This window comes from Frateuria sp. sgz306004 (assembly GCF_057750885.1).
In genome coordinates this window covers 162,946-179,890 of the sequence record NZ_JBYLFE010000006.1, presented here as the reverse complement: position 1 = coordinate 179,890, position 16,945 = coordinate 162,946, and the positions used below count along the sequence as shown (strand labels likewise).

The 16,945-nt window shown below is 62.2% G+C and carries 14 protein-coding genes; 5 read left to right on the top strand and 9 right to left on the bottom strand.

Annotation, left to right across the window (positions count from 1 at the left end; genetic code table 11):
* Positions 1–198: 198 nt before the first annotated feature.
* The 3 genes from AC3G2C_RS14545 to AC3G2C_RS14535 all read right to left on the bottom strand — a co-directional run bounded on the left by AC3G2C_RS14545 (position 199) and on the right by AC3G2C_RS14535 (position 3,265).
* Complete coding sequence (locus AC3G2C_RS14545; RefSeq protein WP_488385341.1) at positions 199–1,425, bottom strand: MFS transporter; 1,227 nt, start codon at positions 1,423–1,425, stop codon at positions 199–201.
* A 140-nt stretch (positions 1,426–1,565) separates the two neighbouring features.
* Positions 1,566–2,867 (bottom strand): DUF6895 family protein, encoded by a 1,302-nt coding sequence (locus tag AC3G2C_RS14540; RefSeq protein ID WP_488385340.1) that lies wholly within the window; start codon positions 2,865–2,867, stop codon positions 1,566–1,568.
* A gap of 146 nt (positions 2,868–3,013) precedes the next feature.
* Positions 3,014–3,265 carry a hypothetical protein gene (locus AC3G2C_RS14535; RefSeq protein WP_488385339.1) on the bottom strand — a complete coding sequence of 84 codons (252 nt, stop codon included), beginning with the start codon at positions 3,263–3,265 and terminating at the stop codon, positions 3,014–3,016.
* Positions 3,266–4,535: 1,270 nt separating this feature from the next.
* On the opposite strand from AC3G2C_RS14535, the gene AC3G2C_RS14530 reads away from it, so the two are divergent.
* On the top strand, positions 4,536–4,751 hold the full coding sequence (locus AC3G2C_RS14530; protein ID WP_488385338.1) for a DUF3820 family protein: 216 nt from the start codon (positions 4,536–4,538) through the stop codon (positions 4,749–4,751).
* Positions 4,752–4,836: 85 nt separating this feature from the next.
* Here AC3G2C_RS14530 and AC3G2C_RS14525 read toward each other — a convergent pair whose 3' ends face one another.
* Positions 4,837–6,660 (bottom strand): glycosyltransferase family 39 protein, encoded by a 1,824-nt coding sequence (locus tag AC3G2C_RS14525; RefSeq protein WP_488385337.1) that lies wholly within the window; start codon positions 6,658–6,660, stop codon positions 4,837–4,839.
* Here AC3G2C_RS14525 and AC3G2C_RS14520 point away from each other — a divergent pair.
* Both AC3G2C_RS14520 and AC3G2C_RS14515 read left to right on the top strand, forming a co-directional pair.
* On the top strand, positions 6,653–7,105 hold the full coding sequence (locus AC3G2C_RS14520) for a thioesterase family protein (RefSeq protein ID WP_488385336.1): 453 nt from the start codon (positions 6,653–6,655) through the stop codon (positions 7,103–7,105). The genes AC3G2C_RS14525 and AC3G2C_RS14520 overlap by 8 nt on opposite strands.
* 205 nt (positions 7,106–7,310) lie before the next feature.
* On the top strand, positions 7,311–7,925 hold the full coding sequence (locus AC3G2C_RS14515) for a trimeric intracellular cation channel family protein (protein WP_488385476.1): 615 nt from the start codon (positions 7,311–7,313) through the stop codon (positions 7,923–7,925).
* Between the two features lie 247 nt (positions 7,926–8,172).
* On the opposite strand, the gene AC3G2C_RS14510 is transcribed toward AC3G2C_RS14515, so the two are convergent.
* A complete protein-coding gene (locus AC3G2C_RS14510; protein ID WP_488385335.1) occupies positions 8,173–8,838 on the bottom strand; it encodes a glutathione S-transferase family protein in 666 nt (221 codons plus the stop codon).
* A 120-nt stretch (positions 8,839–8,958) separates the two neighbouring features.
* Between AC3G2C_RS14510 and AC3G2C_RS14505 the strand changes: the two genes are divergently transcribed.
* Together AC3G2C_RS14505 and AC3G2C_RS14500 are read left to right on the top strand one after the other, a co-directional pair.
* A complete protein-coding gene (locus tag AC3G2C_RS14505) occupies positions 8,959–9,435 on the top strand; it encodes an Lrp/AsnC family transcriptional regulator (RefSeq protein ID WP_488385334.1) in 477 nt (158 codons plus the stop codon).
* 184 nt (positions 9,436–9,619) lie between these two features.
* Positions 9,620–11,380 carry an aspartyl protease family protein gene (locus AC3G2C_RS14500; protein WP_488385333.1) on the top strand — a complete coding sequence of 587 codons (1,761 nt, stop codon included), beginning with the start codon at positions 9,620–9,622 and terminating at the stop codon, positions 11,378–11,380.
* Positions 11,381–11,680: 300 nt separating this feature from the next.
* Here AC3G2C_RS14500 and AC3G2C_RS14495 read toward each other — a convergent pair whose 3' ends face one another.
* From AC3G2C_RS14495 to AC3G2C_RS14480, 4 genes are all read right to left on the bottom strand, one after another.
* A complete protein-coding gene (locus tag AC3G2C_RS14495) occupies positions 11,681–13,072 on the bottom strand; it encodes an ATP-binding protein (protein ID WP_488385332.1) in 1,392 nt (463 codons plus the stop codon).
* A complete protein-coding gene (locus AC3G2C_RS14490) occupies positions 13,069–13,734 on the bottom strand; it encodes a response regulator (protein ID WP_488385331.1) in 666 nt (221 codons plus the stop codon). Before AC3G2C_RS14490 ends, AC3G2C_RS14495 begins: the two co-directional genes overlap by 4 nt.
* Before the next feature lie 118 nt (positions 13,735–13,852).
* Entirely contained in the window at positions 13,853–14,584 is a 732-nt protein-coding gene (locus tag AC3G2C_RS14485) for a phosphatase PAP2 family protein (protein WP_488385330.1), read from the bottom strand.
* Between the two features lie 4 nt (positions 14,585–14,588).
* Positions 14,589–16,895, bottom strand: coding sequence for a TonB-dependent receptor (locus AC3G2C_RS14480; protein ID WP_488385329.1), 2,307 nt, complete (start codon positions 16,893–16,895; stop codon positions 14,589–14,591).
* Positions 16,896–16,945: the final 50 nt, after the last annotated feature.

The following is a 16,945-nucleotide window of genomic DNA, read 5'->3' as shown; positions in this document are numbered from 1 at the left end:
TCCAGGCTATGACGCATGCTGCACTGCGTCAATATCAGATAATCCTATTGACACGCTGCGGTCACACTTTTCGACGTCGCGCACGCGATCACTCACCTGCGCGACACGCAGGTGGTGCTGACTCATGGGAGGACGGCCGTGTGCGTGCGATCAGCACGCAAGTGCCAGGCGCCGCCGTGGACGGCGGGCGCGTCGCTATCAGCAGGGTTCGGCTACGGCGGCATCGTCGTCGCGTCGATCCATCGCCATCGACACGAACCACAACAACAAACCGCCCAAGGCCAGCGCGCTGCCCACCCAGCCGGGCGAGGTCCAGCCGTAGCCGTTGGCAATGGCAAGGCCGCCCAGGAACGGGCCCAGCGCATTGGCGGCGTTAAAGGCGGAGTGGTTGAGCGACGCCGCGAGCCCTTGCGCATCGCCGGCCACGTCCATCAGGCGTGTTTGCAGCACGGTGCCGAGCGCACCACCCATGCCGACCAGGAACACCGAGGCACTGAGTGTCCATACGTTGCCGGCGGAGAACGGAAACAGCGCCAGCATGATCATGCTCCACAGCAGCAAGCCGCCCGCCGTGCGCATGAGTGCGCGATCGGCAAACACCGGTATCACCACATTGCCCAGAGTCATGCCAACGCCGAACACGCCCATCACCCACGGCAAGGTATCCAGCGACAGGTGCGTGACGCGCAGCATGATGTCCGCCAGGTAGGTATACACCGCGAACAAGCCACCAAAACCAATGGCGCCGATGCCCAGCGTGATCCACACCTGTGGCCGGCGGAGCGCGCCCAGCTCGCGCAGCGGGCTGGCGTTCGGGTCGGCCGGCGTGTTCGGCGCGAAGGCCAAGACCGCGCTCATGGTCGCCACGCCCAGCAAGGCCACCAGCGCAAAACTCCAGCGCCAACCCACCGCCTGGCCCAGCCAGCTCGCCAGCGGCACGCCCACAATGGTGGCGCAGGTGAGGCCCAGGAACATTTGCCCCACCGCGCGGGTACGCCGGTTCGCCGGCACTAGCGAGCTGGCCACCAGCGCACCCACGCCAAAGTACGCGCCGTGCGGCAGGCCGCTCAAAAAGCGGAACAGCAGCATCCAGTGATAACTCGGCGACAAGCCCGTGAGGCCGTTGAACACGGTGAACATGGCCATCAACAGCACCAACAGTCGACGGCGCGGCAAACGCGCCCCCAACACCGTAATCACCGGTGCGCCCACCACCACGCCCAATGCGTAAGCGCTGATCGCATGCCCCGCGGTGGGTGCATCGATGCCAAGCCCCTGCGCGAACAAGGGCAACATGCTCATCGTGGCGAACTCGGTGGTGCCAATGGCAAAGCCACCGATAGCAAGGGCAAGGATCACCAGGCCGACATGGGGAGCGCGAACCGGCGCATCACCCGAGGCGATTGCGGGAATAGGGGCAGACATGGGGAAACTCGCGGGGCTTACGGGGAATTGATGCAGTGCATCATCACAAAGCATACCGCGTGGCTATATGGGTTGCCAGCGCAGGCGCTGTTGCCGGGGCTTGGCACGCACACCCAAAGCATCCGCTACAAGTGGTTGGCTCAGCCAGCTACGGTTGCCGTAGTGCGCTCGCGCCGACGGTGCGTGATGCGAGAAAAATCGGCCATCCTGCCCAACAACTCGGCCGCCTGGCTCGCAGCCGGTGAGGCAGCCAGACCAAGCCGCTGCCCGAGCATCAAGAGTTGATGAAGGTGGTGGAAGTCCTGCTGCTTTACGCATCGGAAAAGACCCATATCCAGAAGCAAAGGCGCGAGCGCGTCGCGCTCCCGAGTGCGAAGTTGGGCAAAAGACTCAACCCAGTGAGGTGAGGTCTCACACGCACTCATCAACTCCAGCACACAGTTCGCCGCGCCAGGGATCGCCGAATGGCTCGGCACCCGAACAGGCGGTAAGCGCTTCATCCCAAGAATCGATGCACACAGAAGGCCCATCACATAGATGGTGTGATAAGCCGTGGCCAGAAGGTATGTCTTGCGCTCCACGCCTGTCAGCGTACTGAGCTTGTCCAAACGCGTGGTAGGCGCAGGCAAGAATCCAGCCGCATCCTCCACGCGGGCCAAGACATGGAAGGCAAACGTGGCCGATGCGTTCCACCGGCCACGGGTGAGCGGCCATGCGAGCAGAAGTTCGCCACAGAGGTCGTAGTCCTGCTCGTCCATGCATCGGGCTAGCAGGCATGAAGCTTCGCCTCGAATATCGCTCGCGGGTCGCGGCCAGCGAAGCGATGGCGGGCAGAAACGGCTGGTGTACATCAATGCATGCGTGAAGGCATAGATGTCGTCTCGGCTGCCGCGAAGCAGGTCCACAGGATGGAAGAGAACGGTCTGCGCCGCGATCTTGTCTCCACGGCGCATCGCCGCTTGGGAAGGTGATGCATGGAGGTCGCTGAACCACAGTCGTTCCAGCATCCGATGCGGCGGGCGTTCCCTCCCTTGCGCCGCCTGCGATTGGAGGCTGCGCGTGACCGATGCATCGAACTCGCCATCGAACAACCCCAATTGACTGAGCACGATGTGTGCCTGCGCATAATCCAGGGTGTTGGCCGGATCGAGGCAAACATGCATGAGCATGTGCTCGCTGCGCGCAAAGGGTGCGAGTTCCCTTGCGACGTGACGAACCCTGGCATCGACCGCCGGCCGATCGTTGACTTGAGACGCCACCCATAGCAGCAACGCCGTCTCCGCAATCACCTTTTCAGGCCGAAGTGCTTGGTTGTTCGGGTTTGTGCCGTCCGTGTAGCCATGACTTGCCAGAAGCGCAATGACTTGTTCGGCCAGGCTCAGTATGTGGCACAGTCGTCTTTCGACATCTTCCGTGTCCCACCTGCGCTCGGCTGAGCTCATGGCATGTAACTCCTAGAATGATGCGCTGTCGGCAGCCGTGCGAACGCCATTCAAATGAGATTTTTTCACCGAAGTAAAAAAGAGTTTCGCGGTTAACGCGAAACTCTCGGATGCCACTCGGGTACCGGTTGATGCAGCAAGAATGGCTAGCCTCTCAGTTCAGCGGCCGAGCTACTCAAGCCTTCCAGATTTTCCACGGTTCCGCCCAATTCCGGTTGGTGAATAATGTAGAGGCGAACAAAGAACCTCATGGTGCCGCAGAACCCCTCCCAGGGTTCATCGGCCATAGCCACCGACGGCCCGAGCTCTGACACGACCTTGCCAATGGCGTTGAAATCAACCGCCTTGGTGTCAATGAGTTTCTTGACGATCTCCTGATGGTTTACTCGAGTTGCCATGTGATTGTCCTCGACTTTGCAAGTGAGTACGTCGCAACCTCGGGTAGCACCCAATCACCAGTGTTCATATAAAGGGAGATTCCGTAGCGTAACGCCTGCAGGCCAGCGGACTCTGGCGACGACGTCCTTGAATCTTCCCCTGGCGTCGTCTCTGCAGTCGATGTGCGTTTATATGGAACCTACCGTTGCATCGCCATAAAGAGCTGGTGAAGCTCGTAAATACATTTGATCGGTGGCTCGTGTATGGACGTCCAAATGAAATGACTACGCGTCGATGTCATGGGTAATGACGCGATTGTCGCGAAAAAAGCGCGCATCTCCCATTGAACACAGAGACCTCTGTGCCCTTTGAGTCATCCGGGTTGGTGATGCGACGGTTGACGTTATCTGTTGTTGACTTCCTCCATGCCGCGGCTGATCGGGTGATGGATCCGCTTCCCATTCGCGCTCGACCGGGAGCGGCGTTGCGGGTTCCGATAGAGCGTCGATGATTGAAGGTGCCTTGTTGGAAAACTGGCGAGTTCCCCTGGATATGAAGCTGGGCAAACCGCCACTGAAAGCGTTCACTGGGTAACGCAAGCAAGGCCCGCGTCTGGGTCGCCGTAGACCTTGTCGGCCTAATGGACCACCGGTGCTGCCAGGTGGAGATGCAACAATAAGAAGCAGTCGGGGTGGCGTTATGTGCGCCAGCTAGCAGTCTTGCGTCGACGCTTCGCGTGACCCACATGGATGCCGTGACAGGAATGGGGCGGCGGGCGATAGGCGCCGATCATGGCAACGGGCGCGTCAAGTCATGCGACCTCGCCAGCACGGCAATACTTGGCGGGACGATGCCCCGACCGTCGACGCCCTGCCCGCAAGAACGGTGAAATCGTGGGCTTGGGGCCATTCGGCCATGCGTTTCGGCGTGTTACCTAAGGAAGGTCTGATGAATCGACCTCTTGTCCGTCATTCCTGCGGAAGCAGGAATCCAGTGTCTTCACAATTAAAAAATTTCAGGCACTAGATGACCAGCCCTTCGGCTGTTGAAAGGCGCTTCCAGCCTTCGCTGGGATGACGATCAAAATCAGAGTTTCCTTAAGGATGCGCTTATCTTGATCATCATTCCGGCGAATCCCCTTTCGAGGGTTCGCTGGGATGACGAGCCATAGGTCGGTTCATCAGAACTTCCCCAGAACGCGCGTGAATGGCTTACTTGTCAGAGAAAACAAGCGGTACGTTACGATGCGGCCGTCGTCGCCATGCCCTACATGTACAGAGTTTTTGCCAAGTGAAGCCAGAAGATCTACAGCGCCTTGTCACCATGACCATGCCTTACGGTAAATATCAGGGGCGGCTCATCGCCGACCTGCCGGGCGCCTATCTCGCATGGTATGCCCGCAAGGGGTTCCCGCCCGGCGATCTTGGGAATCTGTTGGCGCTGGCGCTTGAGATCGATCACAACGGCCTGAAATCGCTGCTCGAACCGCTGCGCAAGCCTCGATAGCGTCGACGGAACTTAGCGACTTCGCGGGGACGCGGCTAGCTACGACCCGGGGTGCGCCCGGGTGCAGTTCTACTTGCGCGCCTGCTCACCCGAACTCCGGCCCATGCTTCCAGACCTCGTTCCACGGCATTCGCAACGGGCCGCACACAAAGATATCGGGGTGCTCGCCGCTTTCCTCATTGAGCACGCCCAAGGCGTTAGTCGTATGACCGGCGAGGTGGCAGTCAGTGAAAAGCTCATCGGCCCGTTCGCGTGAACTCCCGAGAACAATGAGGGTGGTGGGCGGCGGCCGCGGGTAGCCGCGCAACCATCCGGAGTTGACTGCGGTGATTGGCGTGGGAAGGTGGTAGCGCTGACCCAGAAGGGCAATGGAGCCGTACTCGCCGTAGTTGCCGACGACGATGCCAAGATGGGCTTGTTGCTCGGGGGACAACGTGTCGCGGATGGCGGCCACTTGCGCGACGATTTCCTCCCAGCCGATCTGCTCGCGAAGATCGCCATTGTGACGTAGCGCAAAGTCGCGCAGGGGGCCGCTGGATGCGATCGGTACGATGCGAAGCGTCGCATAGGTGCCAATGGCAAACACGCCGACGAAGGCCAGCACCGTTACTCCTGTGCGCCATGCATGGCGCAGGGTGCCAAGCCATCGCTCGCTTACGACGGAGCCCATCGCCAAGAGCATGGGGTAAGCACCGCACAGGTAATAGAAGCGGCCCTTCGCCAGGAAGAAGAACAGCAGCGGCACCAGATACATCCACGCAAGCATGCGATAGCGACGGCTGTTGAAGAACGCAAACAGGCCCGCCAGCCAAACAGGGGCGGCGAACAGGTTGGCGTTCAGGAGAAGCTGGTCGCGTAGGAAGCCATCCCCTCGCCCCAGACGGACGTCTCGCGCATGGATGCCTTGCAGGAAATGGTAGGAGACGAAGTCGTGTCGGATGAGCCAGATCACGTTGGGCAGAAAGACAAGCAGTGCGATAGCGCCGCCGAGCAAGAACCAGCGACTCATGACATAGCGCCGGGCATCGGTGAGCAACACACCCACCAGAACGCCGACCAGTTCAAAGGCGATCGAGTACTTGGTTTGCAGGCCAAGACCGGCGACCAGGCCGATCGCCAACCACCAGCGAGGTTCGTCATCACGTAGAAGACGAATCACACACCAGGCGACAAGCACCCACCACAAGAGATCGAACGAGGAATACTGAAACTCGGTGGCCTCGAACATCGGCAACGGCGAAAGCCCCACGGCAATGGCCGTAAAGATTTGCGCCAGTCGCCCGCCGCCGAGATCGCGAGCCATCATCCCGCTGACGAAGATAACCAGTGTTTGTGCGAGTACCGAAAACAATCGCAGGCCAACCAGCGAAAGGCCGAACATCTGGAGGCCAAGATGCTCCAGCGCGGCTGTCAGCGGCGGATAGGGCACGAAACCCCAGTCCAGATTCTGCGCGTCGCTCAGGAACTGCCATTCGTCACGATGAAAGCCGTACTGGCCGTTGGTCAGCATGTGGGCTATGCCAAAAACCAAGGCAATCAAGATGACTGGCATAAGTCCATGCCGGTGGCCCGGCGCTCCGCGTTGGGCGGGGATGTCGATCACGGTCATGATCATATCCTTGGGACGAATGGCAGTTCGACCGGCACCTATGCGGCGGCCGGACGGCAACGGTCGTGCTCGCCTAAGATAACGAATGTCCGATTTCTCGTGTCGGCCCGATCCGGAAGAATGCCGCCCTGGCACCGCTTCGACACGAGGCGAGTTGAGACTTCGCCAGAAACCAATGAGCATGGGGTGCGGAATCACTCGGTCGATGCGGCGCCATTGACGCAAGATCGATGCATGGATTTCACCACCACCAGGCCCAGGGCCGGCGATACTCGGTGACAGGAGCATATGGATGTACACGAAAACGCTTTATGCGGGATGGAGCGATATGGACTTCAACTCCCATATGAGAAATACGGCGTACCTGGATAAGGCGGTCGATGTACGGCAGATGTTCTTGATGGAGCATGGGTTTCCCATGGAGGAGTTCCTGCGCCTGAGGATCGGCCCCGTGGTCATGAAGGACGAGGTGGAGTACTTCAAGGAAATAGGCCTGCAACAGAAGATCACCGTGACCTACGCGATGGCCGGCCATTCCGATGACGGCAGCCGGTTTCTGCTTCGACACGAGATATTCCGACAGGACGGAAAACTCAGTGCGCGCGTGACCAGTGCCGGTGGCTGGCTCGATCTCAACGAACGCAAGCTGATAGCGCCGCCGCCGGCGCTGATGGCGGCAATGGCGTCTTTGGAAAAGACGGCTGACTTCGTTGTTCTTCCATCGAGTATCAAGGCGCGGGTTTGATTCGCCGAAAGAGGTCGCCTTTGACGATCGTTGCCCGGCAACGCAGCACTCCTTTTGTTGTTTTGGCGAGGTAAGTCGGCGCGATGATCGATAGTACGTTGCCGCCCAGGCTCGCCCTCTCGGGTCGGGCCTTTGCCTGGGCAATCCTGCCTCAAGGCGGCTCATTGTGTGGGCCGGTGAGACATTTAGTCGGGGGACACGGGTGATGATGCATAAGCGGGTCGTTCTCGTTGCTGATCTTGCGGGCACAGTGGTTTTCGCGATGGAAGGTGCCAACGCGGCCATTGGTGCAGGGCTCGACCTACTCGGCGTCCTCGTGCTGTCGTTTATCGTCGCGCTGGGCGGTGGCGTGGTTCGTGATCTCTTGATCGGTGCGAAGCCGCCCAGCGCCATCCAGGATTGGCGCTATCCACTGCTTGCGTTTGTCGCGGGACTGGCGACATTTCTGCTTCATCGGCAGGCGGCGATGGTGCCCGCATCACTCATCACCACACTTGACGCCGCCGGGCTCGCGCTCTTTGCGGTGGCGGGAGCGGAGAAGGCTCTCGACTTCCACATTCATCCATTCAGCGCCGTGCTGATGAGTGCCATCACCGGTTGTGGCGGTGGCGTTCTGCGCGACATGCTTCTGGCGCATGTCCCCATGGTGCTGGTGGCCAACGTCTACGCGAGCGCGGCCATTGTTGGCGCCACGGTGGTGATCGTCACCCGTCGACTGGGGTGCCCGTCTGCGCTCGCGGCAACGCTGGGTGGCGTGATGTGCTTTGCGTTGCGCATGGCGGCGGTGTATTTCCATTGGCAACTGCCCAAGGTGGTGTGACGGCGCGGCTTGCGGACCACGCCGTTCCGGTCGATGGCGCGGCTCCAGGGGCCAACCCGTCGATCACTGGCACCGCAAAAGGCCATCGCCAATGCCAAGGCATAGGCGCCAACGCGATACCGCTTGTTTGGCGCGTGCCATGCTGCCGGTCTTTGGGTCGGGCCGTGGGCGCGGTGGCTCGGCAGGGCGCATCGTCAGTCGGCGAAGCAAGGTTGCATCGGCGATATGGCCGTGCAGGCATAACAGGTCAATCCATGGTGACGGCATGGCGCGCTCCGGCTTCGATGGCTTGGGGACGGTCGATGGTGTCACCGGAAAGGGGCGTGGCCATCATCGATGGTCGTGCACAGAACTGGCGGTACCACGCCGACAGCCGCGGGCGACCTGCCTGGAAATCGTGGATGTGGCGAAACTCGATCCAACTGAGTGTGGTGGCCAGTGCGATATGGCCAATGTCCACGGGCGCGTCATCGGCCAGATGGGTTTCCAGATAGTCGCAGGCCGCGATGACCTTTTGCAGGTGACCTTCGAGCAGTGGTGGCCATCGCGTGGCTTCCGGGCGGCGCGCACTCTCCCAGCGGACCGCTATGCCTGCGTCGGCCATCCCGGTGGCAATGGCCTGATTGAGCAGGGCCGGAAAGCGTAGCGCGGGTGTGCTGGGAATGAGCTTGGGGCCGTTGTGCAGGCCATCCAGGTATTCGCAGATCACATGGGAATCGAAAAGCACGGTTTGGTCATCGCAGACCAGCACGGGAACCTTGCCAAGGGGGTTGAGGGCGAACACCGCTTCATTGCGTTGCACCGGGCTGGTTTCCTGGTGGATCACCTCGATGCGATCGGCCAGCCCGACTTCATGGGCGAACACAAGGGCCTTACGCGCATACGGCGAATGCAGTTGGTAGAAGAGTTTCATGGCGCGGATGCCCTGGGGTGTGGATAGCCCCGGCTATGCTAGAGTCCGCCCACGCGGCCAACCCGCAATCTTGGGGTGTGCGACGCATTTTTTCCCCGCCTTTCAGGGTTCTTGCGCTCCATGACCACTGAGCTGGACAAGATCGACCGACGTATCCTGGCGGTTCTCCAGAAAGACGCGCGCCGCTCGGCCGAGCTGATCGGCGCCGATGTCGGGCTGTCCGCGTCGGCCGTGCAACGGCGTACGGCCAGACTGCGCGAGGAGGGTGTGATTCTCGCCGAGGTGGCTGTGGTCGATCCCAAGCGCGTCGGCCGACCGCTGACCATGATTGTCGACGTTGAGGTGGAGCGCGAGCGCCCCGAATTGCTCGCCAGCCTCAAGCAATGGATCGGCGCGGAGCCGTGCATCCAGGAGGCCTGGTATGTCACCGGCGCGGGCGACTATGTACTGATAGTCGTGGCGCGCGATGTCGAGGATTTCGAGGCGCTGATGCAACGATTGGTGGCGGATAACGCTAATGTCCGCCGCTTCCAGACACGGGTCGCGCTGAGTACGCTCAAGCGCAGCACGCTGGTGCCGCTGGATGGAGCCAATTGAGGCCAAATCGCAGCGGCATTCGGCGCCGGCAGAGGCTACCCATGACCTACGGAACGGGCTGCGTGGCGTCGATAGGAACGAGAGGGTCTTAGCGGTCGCTATGCCGTGAAAACCCTCGTACAGGGGAGGCGCCTGCGGTTTGCACGCTGGCGTCGCATAGTTACCTTCGCACAGGGGAGAGGCGATGTTGCGTGTTGTTTTGCTTGGACTGGGTTGCCTGCTGGCGAGTGCCGCCTGGGCCGACGAGTGTCGTTTGACGACCTACGGCACCTTGCCCGTGGAGATGGTGGGCAACCGCGCTACCACGGTGGTGAAGATCAACGGACAGGATGCGCACTTCATCATCGACACCGGTGCGTTCTTCAACATGATGTCCAGCGCCAACGCGGCCTCGCTAGGCTTGAAGCTTGAGCCGGCGCCCATGGGCTATCGCATCAGCGGTGTAGGCGGCAGTGCGAGCGTTCAACAGACGCATGTCAAGGACTTCGGCATCCTTGGTAGCTCGCTACCTAAGGTGGCTTTCATCGTTGGCGGCACCGATGCGGGCATGGGTCTGCTCGGCGCCAACCTGCTCGATATCGCCGATCTGGAGATCGACCTCGCACACGGCAAGCTGTCCTTGTTCAAGCCGGAGCATTGCGAGAAGACGTCCCTGGCGTACTGGGTAAAGGATGGCAACTACAACCTGGCGGATCTCGAATCGGGTGAAGATCGGAATGACCGGCGCACCTTCGTCAAGGTCATCATCAACGGCAAGGCGGTGCGGGCCCTGATCGATACCGGGGCGGAGGCTACCGTGCTTAGCCGCGCCGCCGCCGAACGCGCTGGCATCGACCTTCAGTCGCCCGATGCCAGGGTGGGCAGCAGCAGCTATGGCATCGGCGCCAAGGCGGTGAAGACCTGGACGGTCAAGGTGGACACCTTCTCGGTGGGTTCGGAGACGATCCAGCACAGTCAGATGCAGGTGATCGACGGAGCGTTTGGCGATCGAACCGAGATGTTGTTGGGTGTGGACTTTGTTCTCGCCCACCATATGTTCATCGCGAATAGCAAGAAGAAGCTCTACTTCACGTATAACGGCGGGCGTGTTTTCACCTTTGCCGATGCCCCGGATAACGGCGACAAGCCCGCCGCCGCGACAGCGCCCCATGACGGCGCCGACGCTTCGAAGTCCGCAAACGATGATGCGCTGCGCGGCCAGGCACTTCTGGCGCGCGGCGAAGCCGTTGCCGCCATCGCCGCCCTGGACGAGGCGATCCGCAAGGCGCCGGAGCAGGCGGCGTACTACGTGGCGCGCGCAAGGGCACATGGCGCCGCTCAACAGTCCGACGCCGAACTCGTTGACTTGGACAAGGCGCTGAGTCTGGATCCGAAGAATGCGGATGCTTTGCTGTTGCGCGCCCAGCGCCGCCTTGTGCTCAAGGATCGCGCTGGCGCCGCCGCCGATGTGTCCGCTGCGCAGGCCGTCGCGCCTGCAGGTTCCTCTGGCGCGCGCTGGATCGCCTCGCTGTATCTCGCGCTCGACCAGCCCGCGGCGGCGCTACCTTTGCTCGACGATTGGATTCGTCTGCACGGCAACGACGCATTGCTTGGATCCGCGCTCAACGAGCGTTGCTGGGCGCGCAGCCTGAGCAATCAGATGCTCGATGAGGCGCTGAAGGATTGTCGCAAGGCCATCAAGCGCGATGGCGAGCATGCGGGCTACCTCGATAGCCTCGGTCTGGCGGAGTTTCGCCTTGCGCACTACCCCGAGTCGATCAAGGCGTACGAGCAGGCCTTGGCCAAGGACCCGAAACAAGCCTGGTCGCACTACGGCCTTGGCCTGGCGAAGATTCGCGCGGGGCAGGTGGAGGCGGGCAAAGCCGATCTGCTGGCGGCGCATGCGATCGACCCGACGATCGACGAGCGCGCGGCCAAGTATGGGCTGGTGGCAGGCGGACCGTAAGCCATCGCCATCGGGTCCGTCGTTCCCGTGGATGGCTGAAGCGCGCTGGTCGATATAACGGCAAGTCGGGACTTGAGGAAACTCTGTTGTTGATCGTCATCCCAGCGAACCCCAAAAAGGGGGCGAGAGCTGGAAGCGCCTTTCAACAGCCGAAGGGCTGGTCATCCAGTGCCTGTGAATCGCTGCATGTAAGGGCACTGGATGACCAGCCCTTCGGCTGTTAGAAAGCACCGCCTGCTCTCGCCCCCTTTTTGGGGTCCGCAGGAATGACGGACAAGAAGTCGATAAATCGGACCTTCCCTAAGGACAAAGGCGCGGGATGGACACGCGCACGCGCAGGCCCTGGCCGCGCGGCGCATCCAGCAGTTCGATGGATGCGCGGTGCAACCCGGCCGCGCGCGCCACGATGGACAGCCCAAGACCGTAACCCTCGCCTCGGCTGCCCGCCTCGCGGTGGAAGCGGGCGAACACGGCGTGGCGTCGCTCCTGTGGAATGCCCGGGCCGTTGTCGATGACATCCAGCGTCGCTTCCAGCGCGCTTTGTGCCATCGCGAGCTGGATGCTGCCGCCCTTGGGTACGTAGCGCAGCGAGTTCTCCAGCAGGTTGCGCAGCAGGGCGGCGAGCGCGGCTTCGTGGCCGCGCACGTGCAGCGGTGCGGGCGGCTGCACCACGTCCAGCGTCACGCCTCGGCCGTGAATCACCGGGGTAAGTTCATGCACCACCTGGTCGGCGAGCTGCGCCAGATCTACCGTGGCAGGCGGGCTGGAGGCGGCACCCGCTTCGATCTTGGCGAGCGAAAGCAACTGCTCGATGCGGCGCGACAGTTCGCCTACGCTGTGTTGCGCGCCGGCCAGGCTGTCCTGGATCTCATCGGGGTCGATGGTGGCCATCGCGCTCTCCAGGTTGAGCTGGATCGAAGCGAGCGGCGTGCGCAGTTCGTGCGCCACGTCGGCACTGAAGCGGCGCTCGCGCTCCAGCGCATCCTCTTGTCGTTCCAATTGCTCGTTGAGTGCGGCCAGCACAGGGCGCAGTTCCAGTGGCGCATCGGGCAGGCTGATCCGTTCGCGGCCACCGGGCTCGCGCGCCGAAAGCGCCGCGGTGAGCGTGGCCAGCGGGCGCAACCCGCGCCCCACCGCCCAGCCGACCAGCAAGGCGAGTACTGGCAAGCCGAACAGGAAGGGCAGGCCATGATCGAGCCACAGCGCATGCACGATTTCCTCGCGGCTGTCGTAGCGGTCCGCCACGCGAATCACATACTGACTCGCCGGGTCCACATAGTTGTACGTGCGCCACCAATGGCGCTGTTTCTTGAGGTCGTGGTAGGCGGAGCGATCGTCCGGCGTCGCCGGCAGGGTCATGAGATTGGCCGTGCCGAGCAGCAACTTGCCTTGGCGGTCGAACACCTGGAAGCCAACCACTGATTCATTGGTGGTGACATCGCCCGCTTCCTGTACTTCGATCTTCTTGCGTACCGGCACCAGGATGCCTTCGCGATTGGCGAAGGTTTCCAAGCCGGCCTGATGGATCAAGGTGGCGACGGTGTGCGCCGCTTCCGCCAGCCGCGCATCGGAAAGCTGGCTCATCTCGTCGCTGGTGCGGCGAAAGCTGAAGAACGCCAGCGGCAGGAGGAACAGCACCAGCATGGCGATGATCATCCAGCGCAAGCGTCCGCGCAGGCTGGTGGGCTTCATGGCGGATCGCGCGGAATCATGTAGCCGAACGCGCGCACGTTCTGGATGGTGTCGAAGCTGAGCTTGCGGCGCAGCGAATGCACCAGTACGTCCAGCGCGCCATCACCCACCACTTTTTCGGTGCCATACAGCGAGCTTTCCAGCGCATCGCGACGCACCAATCGTCCGGCGCGCTCCATCAGCGTTTGCAGCAGGGTGAACTCGCGGCGGGTCAGGTCCACTCGCTTGCCGCGAAAGGTCACTTCAAGCGTCGCCAAGTCCAGGCACAGTGCACCGGCTTCGATGCGGTTGCCGGCCAGGCCCTGCATGCGCCGGGTCAGCGAGCGGATGCGCGCGGCCAGTTCGTCGAGATGAAAGGGCTTGGTCATGTAGTCATCCGCGCCGGCGTCCAGACCATGCACGCGTGCTTGCACCGCGTCGCGCGCGGTGAGGATAAGCACTGGCGTGCGGATGTGGTTGCGGCGCGCCTCGCTCAATACATCCAGGCCGTCCTTGCCAGGCAGCCCCAGGTCCAGCAGGACCAGGTCGGCGTTGTGCTCCTGCATGGCGGTCACTGCGGAGGCACCGTCGGTGAGCCAGGTGACCGTGTACGAGAGCCGATCCAGCGCGCGCTGAATCGCCGCGCCAAGCTGCAGGTCGTCTTCCACCAGGATGATGTGCATCGGGCTCCCCTTAACGCGGGCGGCAGGCCACCTGGCCTGCCGCGTCGGGTCATGATTGTCTTGCGGTTTTGTTACGGTCCGGGGAAAGAGGTGCCCATCCCTGGGCGTAACCCATCCGTCAAGGGGCGAGGGGAGGGGCAGGCGTCAAGCCCGCGGCGCGCAGTTCCTCACGGGCCGCCGCCAAGTCGTGTTGAAAGCTGGGCGAGGCGAGCATGTCGGTGGCCAGCGCCTGACCAAACTCACGACCGGCGTAAATGTCCTGCAGGGTGTGCACGCCCTTCACCACGCGACGCCAGCCGATGTCGCGCGAGTGCTGCATGATGGCGTCGGCGTCCTGCGGGAAGAGCTGGGTAAGCAGGATCGCGTCCACCGTGGCGCGGCTGGAATGGCCGCTGGGGTAGCCAAAACTCTTCTTGGCGGCCTTTTCCGGGTTCATGGCGCAGTCCGATGCCGGCGGGCAGGGACGCAGGCGTTTCCAATGATTCTTGGATTGGTCCACGGCGTCCTTGGTTTCGCGCTCTGCCTCTTTGAACAGGGCCGCCACGTGCGGCAGCTTGTCGGCACGGAAGCCTTCGCCGATCACCGGGGCGAAAGCAAACACGTCGAACTTCTCCTCACGCTCGGCCTGCTGGAAATCAGCGGGTGAGCGCGCGGCGAAAGCACGGTCGGTGGCGGCGCGGTCGGCCTGATCTTCGGGGCTGCCCGGCACGCTGGGCGCAGGCAGGGCAGCCATGACCTGGTCGAGCTGCGTCTGGTTGAGGTAGGCGGAAGCGGCCTGGGCGGTGCCGGCACAGGCGCCGGCAGCGACGAACAGCAGGGCGGCAAGGGAGCGGTGATACGTCGACTTCATGCGCTTAGAACCCCAGCGACACAGAGGCGAACCAGCTGCGGCCCGGCAATACGTAGTACGAACCCACGTTGCTGCTCACCGAGTTGATCACCAAGTTGTGCGCGTCGAACAGGTTGTCTACCTGCAGGCGCACCTTGTAGCTCTTGATCACCGAGCCGGAGAGGTTCTGGCCGTAGCCCACGCTCATGGCTGCTTGCCAATAGCCACCGGTGCCGATGGTGGAGGTCACCGATGACGCCACGTCCGGGTTGAAGCTGGAGTTATAGGCCTTCTGGGCGCCGGAGAACTTGTCGTACAGCGAGGCGAAGAAGCCATCCTGCTCATACAGCACGCCGAACGCCGCGGTGCGATTGGGCACGTTCGGCAAGTCCAGGTTGGAGCCCTTGAAGTAGGCATCCTGCAGGGAGCCGTTGACGAACACGCTGGTGCCGCCGCCCACGTAGTAGGTCAGTTCGCCTTCGATGCCCTTGAGGTAGGCGCCCCGGGCCAGGTAGTACACCGGGTCGGTGGTGCCCGGCACGGTGGTGGAGAACTGGTAGTTCTTGAAGTTGATGAAGTACACGTCGGCGTCCGCATTGATGCGGTCGGTCTTGTAGACCGTGCCGAACTGGTAGGTCATGGTTTGCTCGGGGTGCGTGTTGTTCTCGCTGGGGTTGGGCACGTAGAACTGATTGAGATTGGGCGTGAGGAAGCCCTGCGCTGCGGTGGCGTAGACGCTCCAGTCCTCGCGCAGCAGGTAGTTGGCGGTGAGGTAGCCCAGCGTCTTATCCCAGCTCTGGCTGTAGTAGAGCGGGGTCTTGGTGCTCTGGTTGATCGGCGCTTCAATGTCGCGGCTGACGTTGAAGTACTTCACGCCTGGGGTGATGCTCAGGCCATCGGTGGCGTACCACTCGTACTCGGCATAGAGCTGGCCGGTGTGCAGCTGGTCCTTCATCGTGTACTTGTACGGGCCGCTGTACACGCCCTTGCTGTTGAAGCTGCCGAAGGTGGAAGCGCCCGGCTTCACGTCGATGGCGCCGCCGTTGCCGTAGTCGATCGCCACGCTGGAGCGGCTGTTGTTGGTGTACTCGTACCAACCACCGGTGCGGAACTGGCCGTAGTCATCCGCATGCACCAATTGCAGCACGTCGCCCCAGGCGCGGTAGTTGTTGATCTTGATGTAGCCGCCCATGTTGGTCTTGGACAGCTTGGTGCCCACGTACGGGCTTTCGTGGCTCGTATTGTCGTAGGCGTAGGTGTAGACCTTGTTGTCCACCGACCAGGTATCGGAGAGCTTGCTGTGCACACCCAGATATTCCAGGTCCGTCTGCTTCGTCTGGTAGTTGTAGCAGGCGCAGTTGGTGCTGGTGGGGTCCTGGTTCAGGCCGAAATTGCGGCCAAGCTGCGCAATCTGCTGCAGCGTGAGCGAGCTCAGGTTGGGATTGTTGAAGCGGATGTAGTTGTAGTTGCTGAGAAAGGTGATCTCGGTGTTGTCACCGATCGGCTGCACGTACTTGATGTAGCCGGTCTTGCGCGAGCTGTCGCCATCGGTCTTGGCGGTGTTGGTGTCGATGTATTGCGCGCTGGCGATGAACTTGCCGCCGCCGAGGTCATCGAGCTTGCCCGAGTTCACTTCCAGATGCGTGAGCGAGGTGTCGTAGCTGCCATAGCTGAAGGTCGGGATGAACGCAAAGTTGTCCAGCGGATCCTTCGAGCTCAGCGCCACGGTGCCGCCGAAGGTGGCCTGGCCGATGGTGCTGGCGCCGCCTGGGCCGCGATCCACCAACACCTGGCCGATCATCTTGGCTGGGAAATAGCTGCTGGTGTGGTGGCTGAAGTCATTGGTGTCGCCAAACGGGATGCCGTCGTAGGTGACGTTATAGGAGTTGTCGTTGAAACCACGCAGAGACATCTGCTTGGATTCGCCCAGGCCAGGGCCTGCCGGACTCACGTTGGTCACGCCCGGCGCGATGGCGGCAATGGTGGCGTAATCGGCCGTGGGCGATACGTGGTTGCTGATCCAGTCCAGGCCGATCACCGACTGCGGCTGGGTGATGGTGAGGTCCGCCTGGGTCGGCGCTTGGGTAATGGCCGAATTGGCCGCGGTGCCGCGCACTTCGACCTCTTCCAGTTGCTTGGGCGCCTTGGGTGCGTTGGGGTTGGCCTTGGCCGCCGCCGCATCGGCGCTGGTGGCCGCGGTGGCGTCGTTGTCGCCGGCGAACGCGGGCTGGCTCAGGCAGAGACCGGCCAGCATGGCCAGGGCAACCGCTTGGGAAATCGGGCGCAAAGAAGGCAACGGCGCGCCGATGCGCCGACTGGAGACGGTGGACATGAGGGGCCTGTGTCGTGGCTGGAATCAGCGCACTAGCCTGATTTTCGCGT